The 17,417-nt window shown below is 63.5% G+C and carries 13 protein-coding genes; 4 read left to right on the forward strand and 9 right to left on the reverse strand.

Annotation, left to right across the window (positions count from 1 at the left end; genetic code table 11):
* Positions 1–106: 106 nt before the first annotated feature.
* Positions 107–2,947, reverse strand: a complete 2,841-nt coding sequence (gene polA, locus A8V01_RS15525; protein WP_103096722.1) for a DNA polymerase I — start codon at positions 2,945–2,947, stop codon at positions 107–109.
* A 204-nt stretch (positions 2,948–3,151) separates the two neighbouring features.
* On the opposite strand from polA, the gene A8V01_RS15530 reads away from it, so the two are divergent.
* On the forward strand, positions 3,152–3,478 hold the full coding sequence (locus tag A8V01_RS15530) for a hypothetical protein (protein WP_103096723.1): 327 nt from the start codon (positions 3,152–3,154) through the stop codon (positions 3,476–3,478).
* A 71-nt stretch (positions 3,479–3,549) separates the two neighbouring features.
* On the opposite strand, the gene A8V01_RS15535 is transcribed toward A8V01_RS15530, so the two are convergent.
* The 4 genes from A8V01_RS15535 to A8V01_RS15550 all read right to left on the reverse strand — a co-directional run bounded on the left by A8V01_RS15535 (position 3,550) and on the right by A8V01_RS15550 (position 8,426).
* Positions 3,550–4,497, reverse strand: coding sequence for a serine hydrolase (locus A8V01_RS15535; protein ID WP_245892574.1), 948 nt, complete (start codon positions 4,495–4,497; stop codon positions 3,550–3,552).
* 350 nt (positions 4,498–4,847) lie between these two features.
* Complete coding sequence (gene groL, locus A8V01_RS15540; protein WP_103096725.1) at positions 4,848–6,491, reverse strand: chaperonin GroEL; 1,644 nt, start codon at positions 6,489–6,491, stop codon at positions 4,848–4,850.
* Positions 6,492–6,531: 40 nt separating this feature from the next.
* On the reverse strand, positions 6,532–6,819 hold the full coding sequence (groES, locus tag A8V01_RS15545) for a co-chaperone GroES (RefSeq protein WP_103096726.1): 288 nt from the start codon (positions 6,817–6,819) through the stop codon (positions 6,532–6,534).
* Between the two features lie 173 nt (positions 6,820–6,992).
* Positions 6,993–8,426: an MATE family efflux transporter gene (locus A8V01_RS15550; protein WP_103096727.1), complete on the reverse strand. Its 1,434-nt coding sequence runs from the start codon at positions 8,424–8,426 to the stop codon at positions 6,993–6,995.
* Positions 8,427–8,515: 89 nt separating this feature from the next.
* Here A8V01_RS15550 and A8V01_RS15555 point away from each other — a divergent pair, with 89 nt between their 5' ends.
* Positions 8,516–8,953 carry a c-type cytochrome gene (locus A8V01_RS15555; RefSeq protein WP_103096728.1) on the forward strand — a complete coding sequence of 146 codons (438 nt, stop codon included), beginning with the start codon at positions 8,516–8,518 and terminating at the stop codon, positions 8,951–8,953.
* On the forward strand, positions 8,950–9,384 hold the full coding sequence (locus A8V01_RS15560; protein ID WP_103096729.1) for a nuclear transport factor 2 family protein: 435 nt from the start codon (positions 8,950–8,952) through the stop codon (positions 9,382–9,384). Before A8V01_RS15555 ends, A8V01_RS15560 begins: the two co-directional genes overlap by 4 nt.
* Before the next feature lie 90 nt (positions 9,385–9,474).
* On the opposite strand, the gene A8V01_RS15565 is transcribed toward A8V01_RS15560, so the two are convergent.
* The 4 genes from A8V01_RS15565 to A8V01_RS15580 all read right to left on the reverse strand — a co-directional run bounded on the left by A8V01_RS15565 (position 9,475) and on the right by A8V01_RS15580 (position 12,764).
* Positions 9,475–10,101, reverse strand: a complete 627-nt coding sequence (locus A8V01_RS15565) for a hypothetical protein (protein ID WP_103096730.1) — start codon at positions 10,099–10,101, stop codon at positions 9,475–9,477.
* A 169-nt stretch (positions 10,102–10,270) separates the two neighbouring features.
* Positions 10,271–10,648, reverse strand: a complete 378-nt coding sequence (rplL, locus tag A8V01_RS15570; RefSeq protein ID WP_103096731.1) for a 50S ribosomal protein L7/L12 — start codon at positions 10,646–10,648, stop codon at positions 10,271–10,273.
* Between the two features lie 144 nt (positions 10,649–10,792).
* Complete coding sequence (gene rplJ / locus A8V01_RS15575) at positions 10,793–11,305, reverse strand: 50S ribosomal protein L10 (RefSeq protein ID WP_103096732.1); 513 nt, start codon at positions 11,303–11,305, stop codon at positions 10,793–10,795.
* A gap of 412 nt (positions 11,306–11,717) precedes the next feature.
* On the reverse strand, positions 11,718–12,764 hold the full coding sequence (locus tag A8V01_RS15580) for a hypothetical protein (protein WP_103096733.1): 1,047 nt from the start codon (positions 12,762–12,764) through the stop codon (positions 11,718–11,720).
* A gap of 459 nt (positions 12,765–13,223) precedes the next feature.
* Here A8V01_RS15580 and rpoB point away from each other — a divergent pair, with 459 nt between their 5' ends.
* On the forward strand, positions 13,224–17,390 hold the full coding sequence (gene rpoB, locus A8V01_RS15585; protein ID WP_103096734.1) for a DNA-directed RNA polymerase subunit beta: 4,167 nt from the start codon (positions 13,224–13,226) through the stop codon (positions 17,388–17,390).
* Positions 17,391–17,417: the final 27 nt, after the last annotated feature.

The following is a 17,417-nucleotide window of genomic DNA, read 5'->3' on the forward strand; positions in this document are numbered from 1 at the left end:
AAGCGGTCGCATCAGGCGGTCGGCGCGCCGAGAACCTACCCTTCGACAAGCTCAGTGTGAGCGGGATCTACGGGCTACCCCTGATCCCGCTCAGCCAATCGAAGACTTAGTGCGCTGCGCCCCAGCTGGCGCCGTGGCCGATCTCGATCCCCAGCGGCACGTCCAGCGTCACCGCAGGCAGCGCCGCTTCAGCCATGATCCGCCGGATCACCGGCGATGCCGCCGCGACGTCGCCTTCAGGCAGTTCGAAGACCAGTTCGTCGTGGACCTGCAACAGCATACGCACGTTCGGCAGGCCGGCCTCGACCAGCGCCGGGGTCATGCGCACCATCGCCCGCTTGATGATATCGGCGCTGGTGCCCTGGATCGGCGCATTGATCGCCGCGCGCTCCGAACCCTGCCGCTCGGCCTGGTTCTTGGAGGAAATACGGGGGAACCACGTCTTGCGACCGAACAGGGTTTCCGAATAGCCCTTGGTCCGCACGCTCTCCAGCGTCTCGTGAATGTAGCGCTGGATGCCGGGGAAACGCTCGAAATAGCGATCGATCATCGCCTGCGCCTCATCCGAAGACGTCCCCAGACGCCCCGCCAGACCCCAGCGCGAAATGCCGTAAAGGATGGCGAAGTTGATCGTCTTGGCCCGCCCACGCGTATCGCGATCGACCGTGCCGAACATCTCCATCGCGGTACGGGCGTGAATATCCTCTCCGGCAGCGAAGGCTTCCTTGAGGCTGGGCACATCGGCCATGTGCGCAGCAAGGCGCAGCTCGATCTGCGAATAGTCCGCCGCCAGCAGGACATTGCCGGGTTCTGCCACGAAACAGTCGCGGATCTGGCGCCCGATCTCGGTGCGGATCGGGATGTTCTGCAGGTTCGGATCGGTAGAGGAAAGCCGCCCGGTCTGTGCGCCAACCAGGCTGTAACTGGTGTGGACGCGGCCGGTCTCCGGGTTGATCGCAGCCTGCAGCGCCTCTGTATAGGTAGAGCGCAGCTTGGACAGTTGACGCCATTCCAGCACCTTGGTGGCGACCACCTCACCCTCGCCCGCCAGCTTTTCCAGCACCGACTGGTCGGTGGAATACTGGCCGCTCTTGCCCTTTTTGCCGCCCTTGTAGCCAAGCTTGTCGAACAAGATGTCGCCCAGTTGCTTGGGACTGCCGATCGTGAATTCCTGACCGACCTTCTCGAAGATCTCCTTTTCCAGCGCGCCGATGGCTTCGGCGAACTGGCTGGAAAGGCCGGACAGTTTCTCACGATCAACCTTGACGCCGTATCGCTCCATCTGGGCAACGACCGGGATCAGCGGGCGGTCGACACGCTCGTAGATGCGGGTGCCGCCTTTGTAGGAGAGGCGCGGCTTCAGCTGGCTATGCAGGCGCCAGGTCACGTCGGCGTCCTCCGCCGCGTACTGGGTGGCGCGGTCGAGCGGGACTTCGCCAAAGGGGATTGCCTTCTTGCCGGTGCCGCAGATTTCCTTGAACGTCAGCGTGGTATGGCCAAGGTGGCGCTGCGCCAGCTCGTCCATCCCGTGACCGCCGCCGATCCCTTCGATCTGGCGTCCCGCATCAAGGCAGAAGCTGACGATCATCGTGTCGTCAATCGGGCTGACCGCGATGCCGTGGCGCGCCAGCACGTTGAGATCATACTTGATGTTCTGCCCGACCTTGAGCACTGCATCGCTTTCCAGCAGGGGCTTCAGGCGCGACACAGCGGCACTCAACGACACCTGAACGGGCTTTTCCGCGAACATATCGCTGCCGCCATGGCCCAGCGGGATGTAGCAGGCATCGTTCGGGCCAACGGCAAGGCTGATGCCCGCCAGATCGGCGCGCATCGAATCGAGCATCGAGGTTTCGGTGTCCACCGCCACCAGACGCGCAGCGAAGGCCTTCGCGACCCATTCGTCGAGTTCGGCTTCGGTGGTGACGCACTTGTAGGCATCGCGGTCGATCGCGGGCCATTCAGGCAACGGCTGACGTGCCGCGCCTTCGGCTGGGCTGGCGGCAGCAGTGGCGGCCTTCGCCGGGTTCAGCTGCGTTGCGCGCTCGGGGCTTCCGTGCCCGCCGTCAAGGCGCTTGAGCAGGCTGGTGAAGCCATGGGTCGAAAGGAACGCGCCCAGCGGCTCGGGCGGGACCGCGTCGAGCTTGAAGTCTTCCAGCGCCATCGGGAGAGTGCAGTCTTCCTTCAGCGTCACCAGCACCTTGGACAGCCGCGCCTGTTCGGCCTGTTCGATCAGGCGCTCCTGCAGCTTGGACTTCTTCATCTGCGGCGCGGCGGCTAGCGCGGATTCGAGGTCGCCGTAGTCCTGAATCAGCTTCGTCGCGGTCTTGGGGCCGACGCCGTAGACGCCGGGCACGTTGTCCACCGCATCGCCCATCAGCGCGAGCACGTCGCCCACCTTTTCAGGCGGAACGCCGAACTTCTCTACCACTTCGGGAATGTCGATGCGCTGGTTCTTCATGGTGTCCAGCATGTCGACGCAGCCGCCACCGATGCCGCATTTACCGACCAGCTGCATCAGATCCTTATCCGAGGACACGATGGTCACGTCCCAGCCCTGCGCGGTGGCCGCGCGGGCGTAGGAGGCGATCAGATCGTCCGCCTCGAACCCCACTTCCTCGATGCAGGGCAACGAGAAGGCGCGCGTGGCGTCGCGGATCAGCGGGAACTGGGGAACAAGGTCTTCGGGCGGCGGCGGGCGGTTGGCCTTGTAGTCCTCGTAGATATCGTTGCGGAACGAATGGCTGCCCGCGTCGAGAATCACCGCCAGATGCGTGGGCCCGTCAGCCTTGTTGAGATCCTCGGCCAACTTCCACAGCATCGTCGTGTAGCCATAAACCGCGCCCACTGGCGTCCCTTCCGGGTTGGTGAGCGGCGGCAGGCGGTGATAGGCGCGGAAGATGTAGGCCGAGCCGTCGACGAGATAGAGGTGCTGCTTGGAATCCATGAAATCACTCCTAGCAGCGCGATACGGCGCCGTCAGCAGCACTCATTTCTTCACCGCACAGGAACCGTTCATGTCCGCAGGTGTTTTCGCCGGGCGCTTGAAACGCTGCGGCGGGCCTTATACCCACGGGCCTGAGCCCACCGAAATGAGGCTCACGCGGCGCTTACGCCGACGGGGTAACTCGCAGAAAGAGGGATAGTATATATGCGCAAGATCGTTTTCGCTGCCGCTGCAGCCGTGGCCGCCATGTCGCTGGCCGCATGCTCGGAAAAGACTCAGGACGCCGCCAGCGAAGCCGCTTCGTCGGCCGGTGACGACCTTTCCGACGCCGCATCCGACGTGGGCGACGCACTCGGCGATGCTGGCACAACCGCTTCGCAGGCCGCAGACGATACCGCCGATGCAGCCAAGGATGCCGCCAAGAGCGCTGAGAAGACCACCGACGATATTGCCGCAGATGCCGAAAAGGCCGCGAACGACGTCGCCAAGGAACTCGACGATCACACCGACGGCAATCCGCACACCAACTGATCCTTTCGGATCGCCGAAATGGAAAAGGGGCCTTCACGGCCCCTTTTTTGTGTTCCCGTTAAGCCGGAAAGTCAGCGCGCCGAGGCGCTGCGTGGAAAGTTGGGGCCTTCGGCCTGATAGCCGTTGTAGATCGTGCGCGCGATGCTGGCGATCCGTGTCTCACGCCCCGGACGTCCGCCTTGCCCGGTGACGTAGATGGCAACCGCGAAGACGCGGCCATCGGGGGTCTGGATGATCCCCACGTCGCTGGAGGTGTTGTTGAGCGAGCCGGTCTTGTGCGACACCTTCACATCGGTTGGCAGGCCCGCCGGAATGCGGCGCTTTCCGGTCAGGCACCGGCTCATTGCGCCAAGCAGAACGTTGCGGCTCGACGGGCTCAGCCATTTACCCTGATAGATCCCCGAAAGCAGATTCACCATGGCCTTGGGCGTCGCGCTGTCACGCTTGTCGACAACGCGAGCGGGATCAATTGCACCATCGTCGCGCACCAGGGTCGCGATATCGCGGTCGATATGCCAGTCGTCGATCCCGGCGCGCTCTATCCAGGCGTTGACCGCCTTGGGGCCGCCGATGACCTTGAGCAGAGCGTCGGTCGCGTAATTGTTCGACCGCGTGATCATCAGTTCAAGCAGGCGCGATGCGGGCATGTATTCGCCCGGGCGCACCGGCGCGATTGCGCTGGAAAACGGCGCGGAGCCGACAGGAACCATGAGTGGAAACTCACTCGACAGGCTCCACTTGCCCTTGTCCACGCCTTCGAGGAAAGTTGCGGCGATAGCGATCTTGCTGGTGCTGGCCATCGGGAAGCGCTGGTCGCCCAGTACATCGACCATGCGGCCGGTGGTAAGATCCATCGCCGCCACACCGATCCGCCCTTGCGAGGCATTGGCGACGGCGGCCAGTTGCTGGCCGAAAGGCGAACTGTAAGTCCGCGGCCCGCGCTGCTCGGTGCCGAACAGGTCATCGAAGCTGTTCTGAACCTGCACCACCTGTTCAGTGGGGCGGGAAAGCGGATCCATCTGCTCTGCCTGCGCAACATGCGGCAGCGCAACAGCTGCAAGCACAGTCGCAGCGGCTAAAATGCGTTCGGCGCCTTGACGGCACCGCGCGAAAAGTCGGTCTGCCCCGGTCATGCAGCCCACACCCTACCTTCGTCCATGTTCCTAAACGGTTAACGCGTCAGCGACGAAACGCCAGAGTCCAGCGACGAGTTGCATTGCGTTTGCGGCGATTCCCAAAATGCGCACTTTCCTTTCACGTAGATGAACGAAATTTGCGAATGCTGGTTGAACGGCGTTGCTCAAGCAAAAGGGGCCGGGAGATCGCTCTCCCGGCCCCTTCGATGTAGTGACGCTGGGTCAGGAGCTTCTTAGAAGCCCATGTCGCCCATGCCGCCCATGCCGCCGGGCATCGCCGGCATTGCGGGCTTGTCGTCTGCACGCTCGACGATCGCGGCTTCGGTCGTGATCAGCAGGCCGGCAACCGACGAAGCATCCTGCAGCGCGGTGCGCACGACCTTGGTCGGATCGATGACGCCGGCGGCCTTCAGGTTTTCGTAGACGTCAGTGGCGGCGTTGAAGCCGATGCCTTCGTCCGACTGGTCGAGCAGCTTGCCCGCAACGACAGCGCCGTCATTGCCGGCGTTCTCTGCGATCTGCTTGACCGGAGCGGTGATCGCCTTGCGGACGATGTCGATACCGCGGGTCTGGTCTTCGTTGGCACCGGTCAGGCCTTCGAGGGCGCGCGTTGCATAGAGCAGCGCGGTGCCGCCACCGGGAACGATGCCTTCTTCAACGGCAGCGCGGGTTGCGTGGAGAGCGTCGTCCACGCGGTCCTTGCGCTCCTTCACTTCGACTTCGGTCGCACCGCCAACCTTGATGACGGCAACGCCGCCGGCCAGCTTTGCAAGGCGCTCCTGCAGCTTTTCACGGTCGTAGTCCGAAGTGGTGACTTCGATCTGCGCACGGATCTGCTCGACGCGGCCCTTGATGTCGTCGGCCGAACCCGAACCGTCGACGATCGTGGTGTTGTCCTTGTCGATGGTGACCTTCTTTGCCTGGCCCAGCATGCCGAGCGTGACGCTCTCAAGCTTGATGCCGAGGTCTTCCGAGATCATCTCGCCAGCGGTCAGCGTGGCGATATCGCCCAGCATCGCCTTGCGACGGTCGCCGAAGCCAGGAGCCTTGACGGCTGCGATCTTGAGGCCACCACGAAGCTTGTTGACGACGAGCGTGGCCAGAGCCTCACCCTCGATATCTTCCGCGATGATCAGGAGCGGACGACCCGACTGGACAACCGCTTCCAGGATCGGAAGCAGCGCCTGCAGCGACGACAGCTTCTTTTCGTGGATGAGGATGTACGGATTTTCGAGCTCGACCGTCATCTTCTCGGGGTTGGTGACGAAGTAGGGCGACAGGTAGCCGCGGTCGAACTGCATGCCCTCGACAACGTCGAGTTCGAATTCGAGACCCTTGGCTTCCTCGACGGTGATCACGCCTTCCTTGCCGACCTTTTCCATCGCTTCGGCAATCTTTTCACCGACTTCGATGTCGCCGTTGGCCGAGATGATGCCGACCTGTGCGATTTCCGACGAACCGGCAACCGGGGTCGAACGGGCAGCGAGGTTTTCGATGACCTTGCTGACAGCGAGGTCGATGCCGCGCTTGAGGTCCATCGGGTTGGTGCCGGCGGCAACCGACTTCATGCCTTCGCGAACGATCGCCTGGGCAAGAACGGTCGCGGTGGTGGTGCCGTCACCGGCCTTGTCGTTGGCCTTCGAGGCCACTTCGCGCAGCATCTGCGCGCCCATGTTCTCGAACTTGTCCTTGAGTTCGATTTCCTTCGCGACCGAAACACCGTCCTTGGTGATACGGGGAGCGCCGAAGCTCTTCTCGATCACGACGTTGCGGCCCTTGGGGCCCAGGGTCACCTTGACGGCGTTGGCGAGGGTGTCGACACCGGCGAGGATGCGCTCACGAGCGTCGCGCGAGAACTTTACGTCCTTGGCTGCCATTTTGAATTCCTTCAGTAAATCAGATGGTGGGGTCGGATGCTCAGGCGATCACGCCGAGGATGTCCGATTCCTTCATGATCAGCAGGTCTTCGCCGCCGACCTTGACTTCGGTGCCCGACCACTTGCCGAACAGAACGCGGTCGCCGACCTTGACGTCGAGCGGGGTCACGGTGCCGTTTTCGGCGCGGGTGCCGGTGCCGACCGAGACGATTTCGCCTTCAGCGGGCTTCTCCTTGGCGCTGTCGGGGATGATGATGCCGCCGGCGGTCTTTTCCTCGGCTTCGACGCGGCGCACGAGAACACGGTCGTGCAGCGGGCGGAAAGTCATTGGGTGTCTCCCTAGATCCAACGAATAGAAACTTGGCTTGGCACTCAGCAATGGAGAGTGCCAACGGCGGAGATATGGTCCGGTGCCATGGGGCCGTCAATGGGGCCGTGGCAGAAAAAATTCGCCCCATCGATAACCGCTCGGCGAACTGGTGCGCCGCCAAGGTGATCGTCTTATGACAGCGAGGCGACCGGCGCAGATGCAGCAGTCGCGGAGATAGGGGCAGGCTGCTCCGGCACAAGGCCGAACCGCCCGCGCCAGTGCCAACGGCCGAGCAGCAAGATCGCCGCGACGGTCAGCCCCACAGCCAGCCCGATCCACACGCCGACGCCTCTCAGCGACGTGAACAGGCCCAGCGCAACCGAGGTCGCGAAGCCCGCCAGCCAGTAGCCGACGATGGCGATCACGGCGGGAATGCGCGTGTCCTGTACCCCGCGCAGCACTCCCGCGGCTATGGCTTGAATGCCGTCGGTCAGTTGGAAGACCGCCGCCACGAACAGGTACTTCACCGCCAGCACCACCATCGCCGCATTCGCCGGGTCCGAGATATCGACATAAGCGGCAATGATCGTGCGGGGAATTGCCAGCATCGCCAGCGCGGAAAGGCACACGAAGGCGATGCCGATGCCCAGCGCCGCCCAGCCCGCATGGCCGATCGCCGCGCGGTTGCCCGCTCCATAATGATAGCCGACGCGAATCGTCGCCGCCTGTCCGATTCCGAAAGGCACCTGAAAAGCGAAGGCAGCGATCTGCAGCGCGACGGTATGGGCAGCCAGTTCGGTCTCTCCCACCAGGCCCATCAGGAACGCCGCGCCGGAAAATAACCCGCCTTCGGCAATGAGCGTCGCGGAAATAGGCAGGCCAAGCCGCAGCATCTGCACCAGCCGTTGCCATTCGGGCCGCCAGAACCGTCCAAAGATGTGATAGCGGCGGAAGTTGCGATTGGCGCGGATCACCGCGACATAGGCCAGCGCGGTCGTGCTGGTGGTGATCGCACTCGCCAAAGCAGAGCCGGTAAGCCCCAGCGCGGGCATGCCCAGGTTGCCGAACACAAGGGCATAGTTGCCCAGCACGTTGACGAGGATCGACAAGGCCGTGATCACCGTGGCGAACATTGGCCTGCCCAGAGCGGACACGAAAGTGCGCAGCACGTTGGCGATAGCCATCGGCACCAGCGCCAGCGAGGCGACCCGGATGAAGTGCCCCGCAAGAGCGGAAACCCTTGGATTCTGCCCCGTCAACAGCATGATCCACTCTCCGAAGAAGCAGATCATAACCGCGCCCAGACCCAGCGCGATCGCCAGCCACAACGCCATGCGTACCGAGCGGCGCACTTCGCGTACCGAATTGCGTTTGCGTCCGATCTCCGCCGCGATCAGCGGAGCCACGGCCCCGGTAACGCCGTTGAGCCCCATCATCACCACCGCGATGATCGCCACGGCAAGGCTGGATGCCGCAAGCGCCTCTTGGCCCAATCGCGCCACGAAGATCACGTCGACGGCGAAAACCGCCATCTGCAGCATGTTGGCAAGCGCCAGCGGCCCGGCAAGCCGCAGGGTCGCGCGCAATTCGTCGCGCAAGGGGTGGTTTCTTGTACTCTCCCGCATCGACTGCGCGATAGATGCTGCCCGTGAAGAGGGGAAGCGATTTCATCCGGGCCTTTAAAGGACCGGGCCGATGTATTAACCCCGCCCGCATGAAGCAGATCGCGATCATCGGCGTCTTCGCCCTTACCGCAACGCTAGCAGGCTGCGGAGACAAGGCACCGGAGCAGACATCCGCCGCGTCCGCCAACGGATCGGCCGCTCTCCCCGGCGCTGCTGCGACGACTGACGCTGTGACAGACCCGGCGCCGATGGCCTTTGCCACCTGCCGTTCCTGCCACTCGACGCAGGCCGGGCAGAACGGTATCGGTCCGACGCTGCATGGTGTCGTCGGATCAAAAGCCGGCGCGGTAGAGGGCTTCGCATTCAGCCCGGCGCTGAAGAATTCAGGCATCACCTGGGATCGTCAGAGCCTGGACACCTGGCTGCAGGGGCCCATGAAGATGGTTCCCGGCACCCGAATGGTGCTTCCCGTGCCGGACGCGCAGAAGCGAAAGGCCATCATTGATTACCTCGAAACGCTGAAGTGACCCCCGCTCAGGTTCATGCCCTTGCCGAGATCCAGCAGCATCTGGCCCGCTGCACGCAGGCTGGGGACGCCCGCAAGGCCCGCACCTATGCCGAATGCTTTACGACGGACGGCGTGCTGGAACTGGCGCATCAGACGATAACGGGGCGCGAAGCGATCCACGCCTGGATGACTGCGCCATCGGTGATCCCCCCGCCCGCAAATGGCGCGCCCGGTTTCGTCAGCCACCACCTGACCACCTGCCATGTCGAGTTCGGCGGACCGGATGAGGCCACCGCGCGGACTTACTGGCTGGTGACGAGCGCTGCGGGAATCGATCACAACGGCTTTTACCTCGACCGCCTGCAGTGCCGCAGCGACCAATGGCTGATCGCGCACCGCAAACCGCGCACCCTGTGGGTCAGCCCGACAAGTGTACTTCATCAAAGCTAGATAAGCGAAAGGGCCTTGCGCGCTCCCGTGCGCAAGGCCCTGCCGATCGACGTCCGGGGGCGTGGACGCCGCGGGAGTTGGCGTTGGAGATCAGACCTTGCGGCCGGGCGGCGGCGCCTGCTCTGCCGGGGCCTCAGCCTTGGCTGGAATTGCCTGTGAGGGAGCCTTTGCCGCATCGCAGCCGTCGGATGCGGCCTGCGTCATCTTCGGCTGCGCGCCGGAACCGTCCGAACTGTAGGAAACCGAGCGGGTGCAGCCATTGGCGTCCGTACTGGACGAATAATAACTTACGCGAGCCCCCTTGGGGACGTCACCAACCATCATGAGGCCGGGAATAGACGCCGCGCCCGCGTCTGCCGCCACCGCATGTTGCTGCATCTGGCTGTGAACCTGCGCAACCTGCGCTTGCATGAGCGCCGCGCGCTGCATCATCGCATTCATCTGCGCGTCCATCATTGCAGAAACCTGCGCCATATGCGCGAAAGGATCAGCCATAACCGGCATGTCGGCTTGCTGCGACACCTGCTGCTGGGCGTCGGCGGGCAAGAACTGGACTTGGGGCGCCACATCGCCGCTATACCGGACGTGGACGACGGTGCCGTCGGGTGCATCGACCTTCATCGTGTGAGACTGCGTGCCGGCAGCTTCTGCCGCTCCGGCAGCAAGCAGGGCGAGCACGGCGGCACCGACAAGATACGTTCTGGGGGGCATTCGCATTGGGGATGTTCTCCTTCGTGACTCGACCCTTTGCGAGCCCGAAGCTGCCCTCCGAAAGCTGAACGCACGATTACAGGACTTGCATGCAAAAAGGGCGGCGCCTTGCGGCACCGCCCTTTCCGTTATCAACTCGGCCCGCTTCCTGATGGAGGGCGAACCGGGAAGAAGATTACTTGAGCTCGACGGTGCCGCCGGCTTCTTCGATCTTCTTCTTGATTTCTTCGGCTTCAGCCTTCGAAGCGCCTTCCTTGACGGGCTTCGGAGCGCCTTCGACCAGAGCCTTGGCTTCAGCCAGGCCCAGACCGGTGATGGCGCGGACTTCCTTGATGACGTTGATCTTCTTGCCACCGTCGCCGGTGAGGATCACGTCGAATTCGGTCTTTTCTTCAGCAGCGGCGCCAGCGTCGCCACCAGCTGCCGGAGCAGCAACAGCAACAGCAGCAGCGGCGGAAACGCCCCATGCTTCTTCGAGGGCCTTGGCGAGGTCAGCGGCTTCCAGAACGGTGAGCTGCGACAGTTCTTCAACAAGCTTGGCGATATCGGCCATGATTATAACTCCTGATCTGTGGTCCACCGTGGGCCTCATGCCCGGCGGTGGAATAAATCGTAAGAAACGTGTTGCTTTGGCTTGGCCTTCCGCGATTTCCGAGCTGCCGGGCGAACCCGACTAGAAATCGCTTGGGGCTTAAGCTCAAGCAGCCTTGTCGGCGTAGGCAGCGAAAACGCGGGCCAGCTTTGCCGCCGGAGCGGTCTGCAGCTGGGCGATCTTCGTCGCCGGAGCCTGAACAAGGCCGATGAGCTTGGCGCGCAGTTCGTCGAGCGAGGGCATCGAGGCGAGAGCCTTGACACCTTCGGGGGTCAGAACCTGCGAACCCATCGCGCCGCCGACGATCTCGATCTTGTCGGTCGTCTTGGCGAAGTCGACAACGGCCTTTGCAGCTGCGACAGGATCCACCGAAGAGGCGATCGCGGTCGGGCCGGTCAGGAAGTCGCCGATACCGACGTAGTCGGTGTCCGCGATAGCAAGCTTGGCAAGACGGTTCTTCGCAACCTTGTAGGTCGCGCCTGCATCACGCATCTTTCCGCGCAGGGCGGTGGACTGAGCCACCGTCATGCCGAGGTTGCGGGTGACGACCACCGCGCCGGCCTCTGCGAAAACCGCGTTGAGCGAGGCGACCGATTCGGCTTTCTGCGAACGATCCATGCCATACTCCTTCACAATGGCTACGAAAGGCGAGCCCCCGTAGCCGGCTACGTATTGTCCAGGGTGCCAAAGCACCTCGGGCGAGTCCGTCGAAGGGGAAGGAGTTTCGTGCCAGACACTAAGGTCCTTACACGAAGTTGGCGCCACTCTCCTAAGGAGTGCAGGCCGGGTGATTTCCTTGTCCCCGTCTAGGCTGCAGATTAAGAGGGTAACCCTCGGCAGCGGTCTCGGACGGATGACAGACGGGAATCACCCCATCAGTCGGAGCGGGCCAATGGCGGATCGGCGCAGCGAAGTCAAGCTGCTCTGCACGGGGACAGGATATGAAAAGGGGCGGCCCTTGCGGAACCGCCCCTCCCCGTCGCAGGCTGGCCACCGGGCGTGACAGCCGGCTGGCAAGCCTTCTCGAAATTCAGACTTCAGCAGTTTCCCGGCGCGCTGCAGGCTCTGATGACACGGCATCCTTCACTGTGGGCCTGTAAGTACGGAAATCGAATGGCCTTGTCCGACCGCTGGCCTCCTCATGTTCGCGATGCTGAAGCTGGAGCCGCGCGCGGCGCAACCGTCCCTTGCGCGACGTGAAGGGGTTGCCTTCGTCCGGAGCGGCAGCCGCCATGGCATCGAGCAGCTCGTAACGCTCCTCAGGGCTCTGCGGCAAAGGCGATGCCGCCAGGATGGCGGTGGCGGAATTCCCGGCCGTCGCCGACGTTGCGTGGCTCGGTTCACGAACTACCGGCACCGCCGCCTCTGCTGCGGCCGCTGGAGTGCGCGCCGGTTCAAGCGAAGGGGGAGGGTAATCGGCTTCTTCATAGACCGGCTCGCTGCGACGGCGACGCATCGCAAAGATACCAAGTGCCGCCACTCCCAGCGCGGCCAGAATTCCGGCGACCTCCGCTATCGGAAACCGGTCGGCGGTACTGGCCACCGGTGCCGGGGCCACTGATGGCTGAGCCGTCGGAGCGCTTACGTCACGCGCGGGGGCAGGTGCGGCGGGTGGCACCGAACCTTGCGCCAAGGCGCCATTGGCTGACGATCCGCTGTTCTGCGCAGTCGGCACGTTGGGCTGCGCGGCCAAGGTTTGTTCTGGGGCCATCGTCGGCCCAGCCTCGGCGCGGGGCGCTGCCGCTTGACTTGGCCCGCTGCGGGCCGGAGCCGCCGCTTCGGAAGGCGTCGCCGGAGGCGGCACGTCTGGCAGCAAGACCGTCTGCTGCGTCGTAGGGGACGAAGGCTGCGGAGATGTGCCGGCGGTCGTCTCGGAGCCGCTCAGAACGTTCGTCGGCGCAATGGATTCGGGCGGCAGCGTGAGCGTCGGCGTCACCGCAGGCGGTGCGGCTTGCGCCGATGCATTGTCCTGCGGCGGCTCCATCTCCTGCGCAAAGGCCGGGATTGCGGAAAGCGCGAGGACGGCGGCAATCGCAGTCAGGGCGCCGGGCGAGCGGGGGACAGCAATGTTTCTCATGCAGAAAACAATGCGCTCAACGCTGGAAAGACCGTTCGCAACTGCGGAATACGGGGCGGGCCGAGTTCTGGAATACGACGAACCGAAGCTTGCGCCGCGCTGCGAGAGCGTCTCGCAGCTTTCCCCGATTTACGCCAGATTAACGCGGGCGCATTGCCTCCTTGCCGTTTGACACCCTTTAAGCCGACTTCTATATGGCGCGTTCGCTCGACCGCTTCGAGCAAGGCATGTCCATGCGCGGGGACACGCCAAGGAAGGAGGCGATCGGGATTTCATCCGACGTGGAAGGCTGCAGGCCGCATGGAAACCCAATCCAAGGGAATCCGCGTGCCGAGCGGCCTTTCTTGCGTTCCGGATGGCCTGCTTTCGGGCAGGTGACCGTCACTCGCGACGACGAATTTTTACGAAGGTCGTGGTCTTTTCGACTCGGCCCTCACACGAAGAGGCAAAGACCAGCTCATGGCCACCAAGCCCATCGACACCACCCCGCTGGTGCGCACTGCAAAGAAGCGCATCCGCAAGATCTTCGGCGACATCCACGAAGTCGTCCAGATGCCCAACCTGATCGAAGTCCAGCGCGAAAGCTACGAGCAGTTCCTGCGCTCGGACCCGTCGATCGGCTACGTTTCGGGCCTCGAGAAGACCCTGCGCTCGGTGTTCCCGATCCGCGACTTCGCGGGCACCAGCGAACTGGACTTCGTCCACTACGAGCTGGAAGACCCCAAGTACGACGTGACCGAATGCCGCCAGCGCGGCATCACGTATGCCGCGCCGATGAAGGTCACGCTGCGCCTGATCGTGTTCGAAGTCGATGCCGAAACCGAAACCCGTTCGGTGCTCGATATCAAGGAGCAGGACGTCTACATGGGCGACATGCCCCTGATGACGGAGAACGGCACCTTCTTCATCAACGGCACCGAGCGCGTCATCGTCTCGCAGATGCACCGTTCGCCGGGCGTCCTGTTCGACCATGACCGTGGCAAGACTCACGCTTCGGGCAAGTACCTCTTCGCTGCCCGCGTGATCCCGTACCGCGGTTCCTGGCTGGACTTCGAGTTCGACGCCAAGGACATCGTCAACGTCCGTATCGACCGCAAGCGCAAGCTGCCCGTCACTTCGCTGCTCTATGCCCTAGGCCTCGACAGCGAAGCGATCCTCGATCACTTCTACGCCACCATGTCGTGGAAGCGCGGCACCGGCGGCTGGCAGCTGCCTTACGCAGCCGAGGCATGGCGCGGTGCGAAGCCGACCTTCGACATCGTCGATGCGAAATCGGGCGAAGTCGTGTTCCCCGCCGGCACCAAGATCAGCCCCCGCGCCGCCAACAAGGCGCAGAAGGACGGTCTGGAAGAACTGCTGCTGCCGACCGAGGAAATCTTCGGCCGCTATTCCGCCAAGGACCTGATCGACGAGTCGACCGGCCGCATCTACATCGAAGCCGGCGACGAAGTGACGCCGGAAAACCTCGAAGCGCTTGACGCGGCGGGCTTCGACCAGATCGACCTGCTCGACATCGACGAGATCAACACCGGCCCCTGGATCCGCAACACCATGAAGGCCGACAAGGCCGAAGGTCGCGACATGGGCCTGGAGGCGATCTACAAGGTCATGCGTCCGGGCGAGCCGCCGACGAAGGAAACCGCCGAAGCTCTGTTCGACGGTCTGTTCTTCGACGCTGACCGCTATGATCTGTCGGCCGTGGGCCGCGTCAAGATGAACATGCGCCTTGGCCTTGATGCCGAGGACACCGTCACCACTTTGCGCGTCGAGGACATCCTCGCCGTGGTGAAGGAGCTTGTCGGCCTGAAGGACGGCAAGGGCGAAATCGACGACATCGACAACCTCGGCAACCGCCGCGTGCGTTCGGTGGGCGAGCTTCTGGAAAACCAGTACCGCGTCGGCCTGCTGCGCATGGAGCGCGCCGTGAAGGAGCGCATGTCGTCGGTGGACGTGTCGACGGTCATGCCGAACGACCTCATCAACGCCAAGCCTGCCGTGGCCGCCGTTCGCGAGTTCTTCGGTTCCTCGCAGCTCTCGCAGTTCATGGACCAGACCAACCCGCTGTCGGAAGTCACCCACAAGCGCCGCGTTTCGGCACTTGGGCCGGGCGGTCTGACCCGTGAGCGCGCCGGCTTCGAAGTCCGCGACGTTCACCCGACCCACTACGGCCGCATCTGCCCGATCGAAACGCCGGAAGGCCCGAACATCGGTCTGATCAACTCGCTGTCGACCTTCGCACGCGTCAACAAGTACGGCTTCATCGAAACCCCGTACCGCAAGGTCAACGAGGGCAAGGTGACGAAGGACGTCGTCTACCTTTCGGCAATGGAAGAGCAGAAGCACACCGTTGCGCAGGCTTCGGCTGAGCTGAACACTGACGGCTCGTTCGTGGAAGAACTCGTCTCGGCTCGCCAGAACGGCGAATTCGTGATGAGCCCGCGCGACCAGATCACGCTGATGGACGTTTCGCCCAAGCAGCTCGTCTCGGTCGCAGCCTCGCTCATTCCGTTCCTCGAAAACGACGACGCCAACCGCGCCCTCATGGGCTCGAACATGCAGCGTCAGGCCGTGCCGCTCGTTAAGGCCGACGCGCCTTACGTCGGCACCGGCATGGAAGAGACCGTCGCGCGCGATTCGGGCGCTGCGATCTCGGCCCTGCGCGCGGGCATCGTCGACCAGGTCGACGCGACCCGTATCGTCATCCGCGCTTCGGGCGATATCGAACCCGGCAAGTCGGGCGTCGACATCTATCGCCTCCAGAAGTTCGAACGTTCCAACCAGTCCACCTGCATTAACCAGCGTCCGCTGGTGAAGGTTGGCGAGCTGGTCGAAGCCGGCACGATCATCGCAGACGGTCCCTCGACCGAATTCGGTGAACTGGCGCTGGGCCGCAACGTGCTCGTCGCGTTCATGCCCTGGAACGGCTACAACTACGAAGACTCCATCCTGATCTCCGAGCGCATCGTGAAGGACGACGTGTTCACGTCGATCCACATCGACGAGTTCGAAGTGATGGCCCGCGACACCAAGCTGGGGCCGGAAGACATCACCCGCGATATCCCGAACGTCGGCGAGGAAGCCCTGCGCAACCTCGACGAAGCGGGCATCGTCTACGTGGGCGCCGAAGTGCATCCGGGTGATATCCTCGTCGGCAAGATCACTCCGAAGGGCGAAAGCCCGATGACGCCGGAAGAGAAGCTTCTGCGCGCCATCTTCGGTGAAAAGGCTTCGGACGTTCGCGACACCTCGCTGCGCCTGCCGCCGGGTGTTTCGGGCACCATCGTCGATGTGCGCGTCTTCAACCGCCACGGTATCGAAGTCGACGACCGTACCCGCGCGATCCAGAACGAGGAAATCGAACGCCTCGCCAAGGACCGTGAGGACGAACGTGCGATCCTCAACCGCGCCACTTACAACCGTCTGAAGGACATGCTCCTCGGCCAGGTCGCGACTGCCGCGCCCAAGGGCCTCAAGAAGGGCGTCGAGATCACCGACGAAGTGCTGGACGAGGTAGAGCGTCACGAGTGGTGGAAGTTCGCGGTCGCCGACGACCACGTTCAGGGCCAGCTCGAAGCGGTCAAGACCCAGTACGACCTGACCGTCAAGGCGATCCAGGAGAAGTTCGAGGACCGCAAGGAAAAGCTGGAGCGCGGCGATGAGCTGGCTCCGGGCGTCCTGAAGATGGTCAAGGTCTTCGTCGCGGTGAAGCGCAAGCTGCAGCCGGGCGACAAGATGGCCGGCCGTCACGGCAACAAGGGCATCATCAGCCGCATCCTGCCGCTGGAAGACATGCCCTTCCTCGAAGACGGCACCCCCGTCGACTTCGTCATGAACCCGCTGGGCGTGCCTTCGCGCATGAACGTGGGTCAGATCTTCGAAACACACCTTGGCTGGGCCGCGCGCGGCCTGGGCAAGCGCATCGGCGAAGCTCTGGACGCATGGCGCGTGGCCAACCCGAACCCGGTCGCAGGGCAGCCGCCCGAGGCCGTGCGCGAACTGCTCACCGAAATCTACGGCGACAACTACGCCGAAGACATCGCAAGCCGCACGGACGACCAGATCGTCGAGTTCGCCGACTCCGTCCGCAAGGGCGTGCCGATGGGCTCGCCGGTGTTCGACGGCGCGGTCGAGAAGGACGTGTCCGACATGCTCAAGCTTGCCGGGCTCGATGAATCGGGCCAGGTGAACCTGTTCGACGGCCGCACCGGCGACAAGTTCGACCGCAAGGTGACCGTGGGCATGAAGTACGTGCTCAAGCTGCACCACCTTGTCGACGACAAGATCCACGCCCGTTCGATCGGTCCGTACTCTCTCGTCACTCAGCAGCCGCTGGGTGGTAAGGCGCAGTTCGGTGGCCAGCGCTTCGGTGAGATGGAGGTCTGGGCTCTCCAGGCCTACGGCGCGGCGTATACCCTGCAGGAAATGCTGACGGTGAAGTCGGACGACGTTGTCGGCCGCACCAAGGTCTACGAAGCGATCGTCAAGGGCGACGATACCTTCGAGGCCGGCATTCCCGAGAGCTTCAACGTTCTCGTCAAGGAAATGCGCTCGCTGGGTCTCAACGTCGAACTCTCCTCGCTCGATAACGACGAGGACGACGACGGCGTGGCGCTGGCGGCGGAATAAGGATGCAAGGGCGGGGCTTCGGCCTCG

The sequence above is a fragment of the Novosphingobium guangzhouense genome, from assembly GCF_002896965.1.
Taxonomy (GTDB): domain Bacteria; phylum Pseudomonadota; class Alphaproteobacteria; order Sphingomonadales; family Sphingomonadaceae; genus Novosphingobium; species Novosphingobium guangzhouense.

What these genes read in the sequence shown, in the direction of transcription:
- groL (WP_103096725.1), bottom strand. Translation starts at nt 6,491, where the DNA reads ATGGCAGCCAAGGACGTAAAGTTCTCGCGCGACGCTCGTGAGCGCATC.
- rpoB (WP_103096734.1), top strand. Translation starts at nt 13,224, where the DNA reads ATGGCCACCAAGCCCATCGACACCACCCCGCTGGTGCGCACTGCAAAG.
- A8V01_RS15550 (WP_103096727.1), bottom strand. Translation starts at nt 8,426, where the DNA reads ATGCGGGAGAGTACAAGAAACCACCCCTTGCGCGACGAATTGCGCGCG.
- A8V01_RS15555 (WP_103096728.1), top strand. Translation starts at nt 8,516, where the DNA reads ATGAAGCAGATCGCGATCATCGGCGTCTTCGCCCTTACCGCAACGCTA.
- polA (WP_103096722.1), bottom strand. Translation starts at nt 2,947, where the DNA reads ATGGATTCCAAGCAGCACCTCTATCTCGTCGACGGCTCGGCCTACATC.
- rplL (WP_103096731.1), bottom strand. Translation starts at nt 10,648, where the DNA reads ATGGCCGATATCGCCAAGCTTGTTGAAGAACTGTCGCAGCTCACCGTT.
- A8V01_RS15565 (WP_103096730.1), bottom strand. Translation starts at nt 10,101, where the DNA reads ATGCGAATGCCCCCCAGAACGTATCTTGTCGGTGCCGCCGTGCTCGCC.
- A8V01_RS15535 (WP_245892574.1), bottom strand. Translation starts at nt 4,497, where the DNA reads ATGGATCCGCTTTCCCGCCCCACTGAACAGGTGGTGCAGGTTCAGAAC.
- A8V01_RS15580 (WP_103096733.1), bottom strand. Translation starts at nt 12,764, where the DNA reads ATGAGAAACATTGCTGTCCCCCGCTCGCCCGGCGCCCTGACTGCGATT.
- A8V01_RS15530 (WP_103096723.1), top strand. Translation starts at nt 3,152, where the DNA reads ATGCGCAAGATCGTTTTCGCTGCCGCTGCAGCCGTGGCCGCCATGTCG.
- groES (WP_103096726.1), bottom strand. Translation starts at nt 6,819, where the DNA reads ATGACTTTCCGCCCGCTGCACGACCGTGTTCTCGTGCGCCGCGTCGAA.
- rplJ (WP_103096732.1), bottom strand. Translation starts at nt 11,305, where the DNA reads ATGGATCGTTCGCAGAAAGCCGAATCGGTCGCCTCGCTCAACGCGGTT.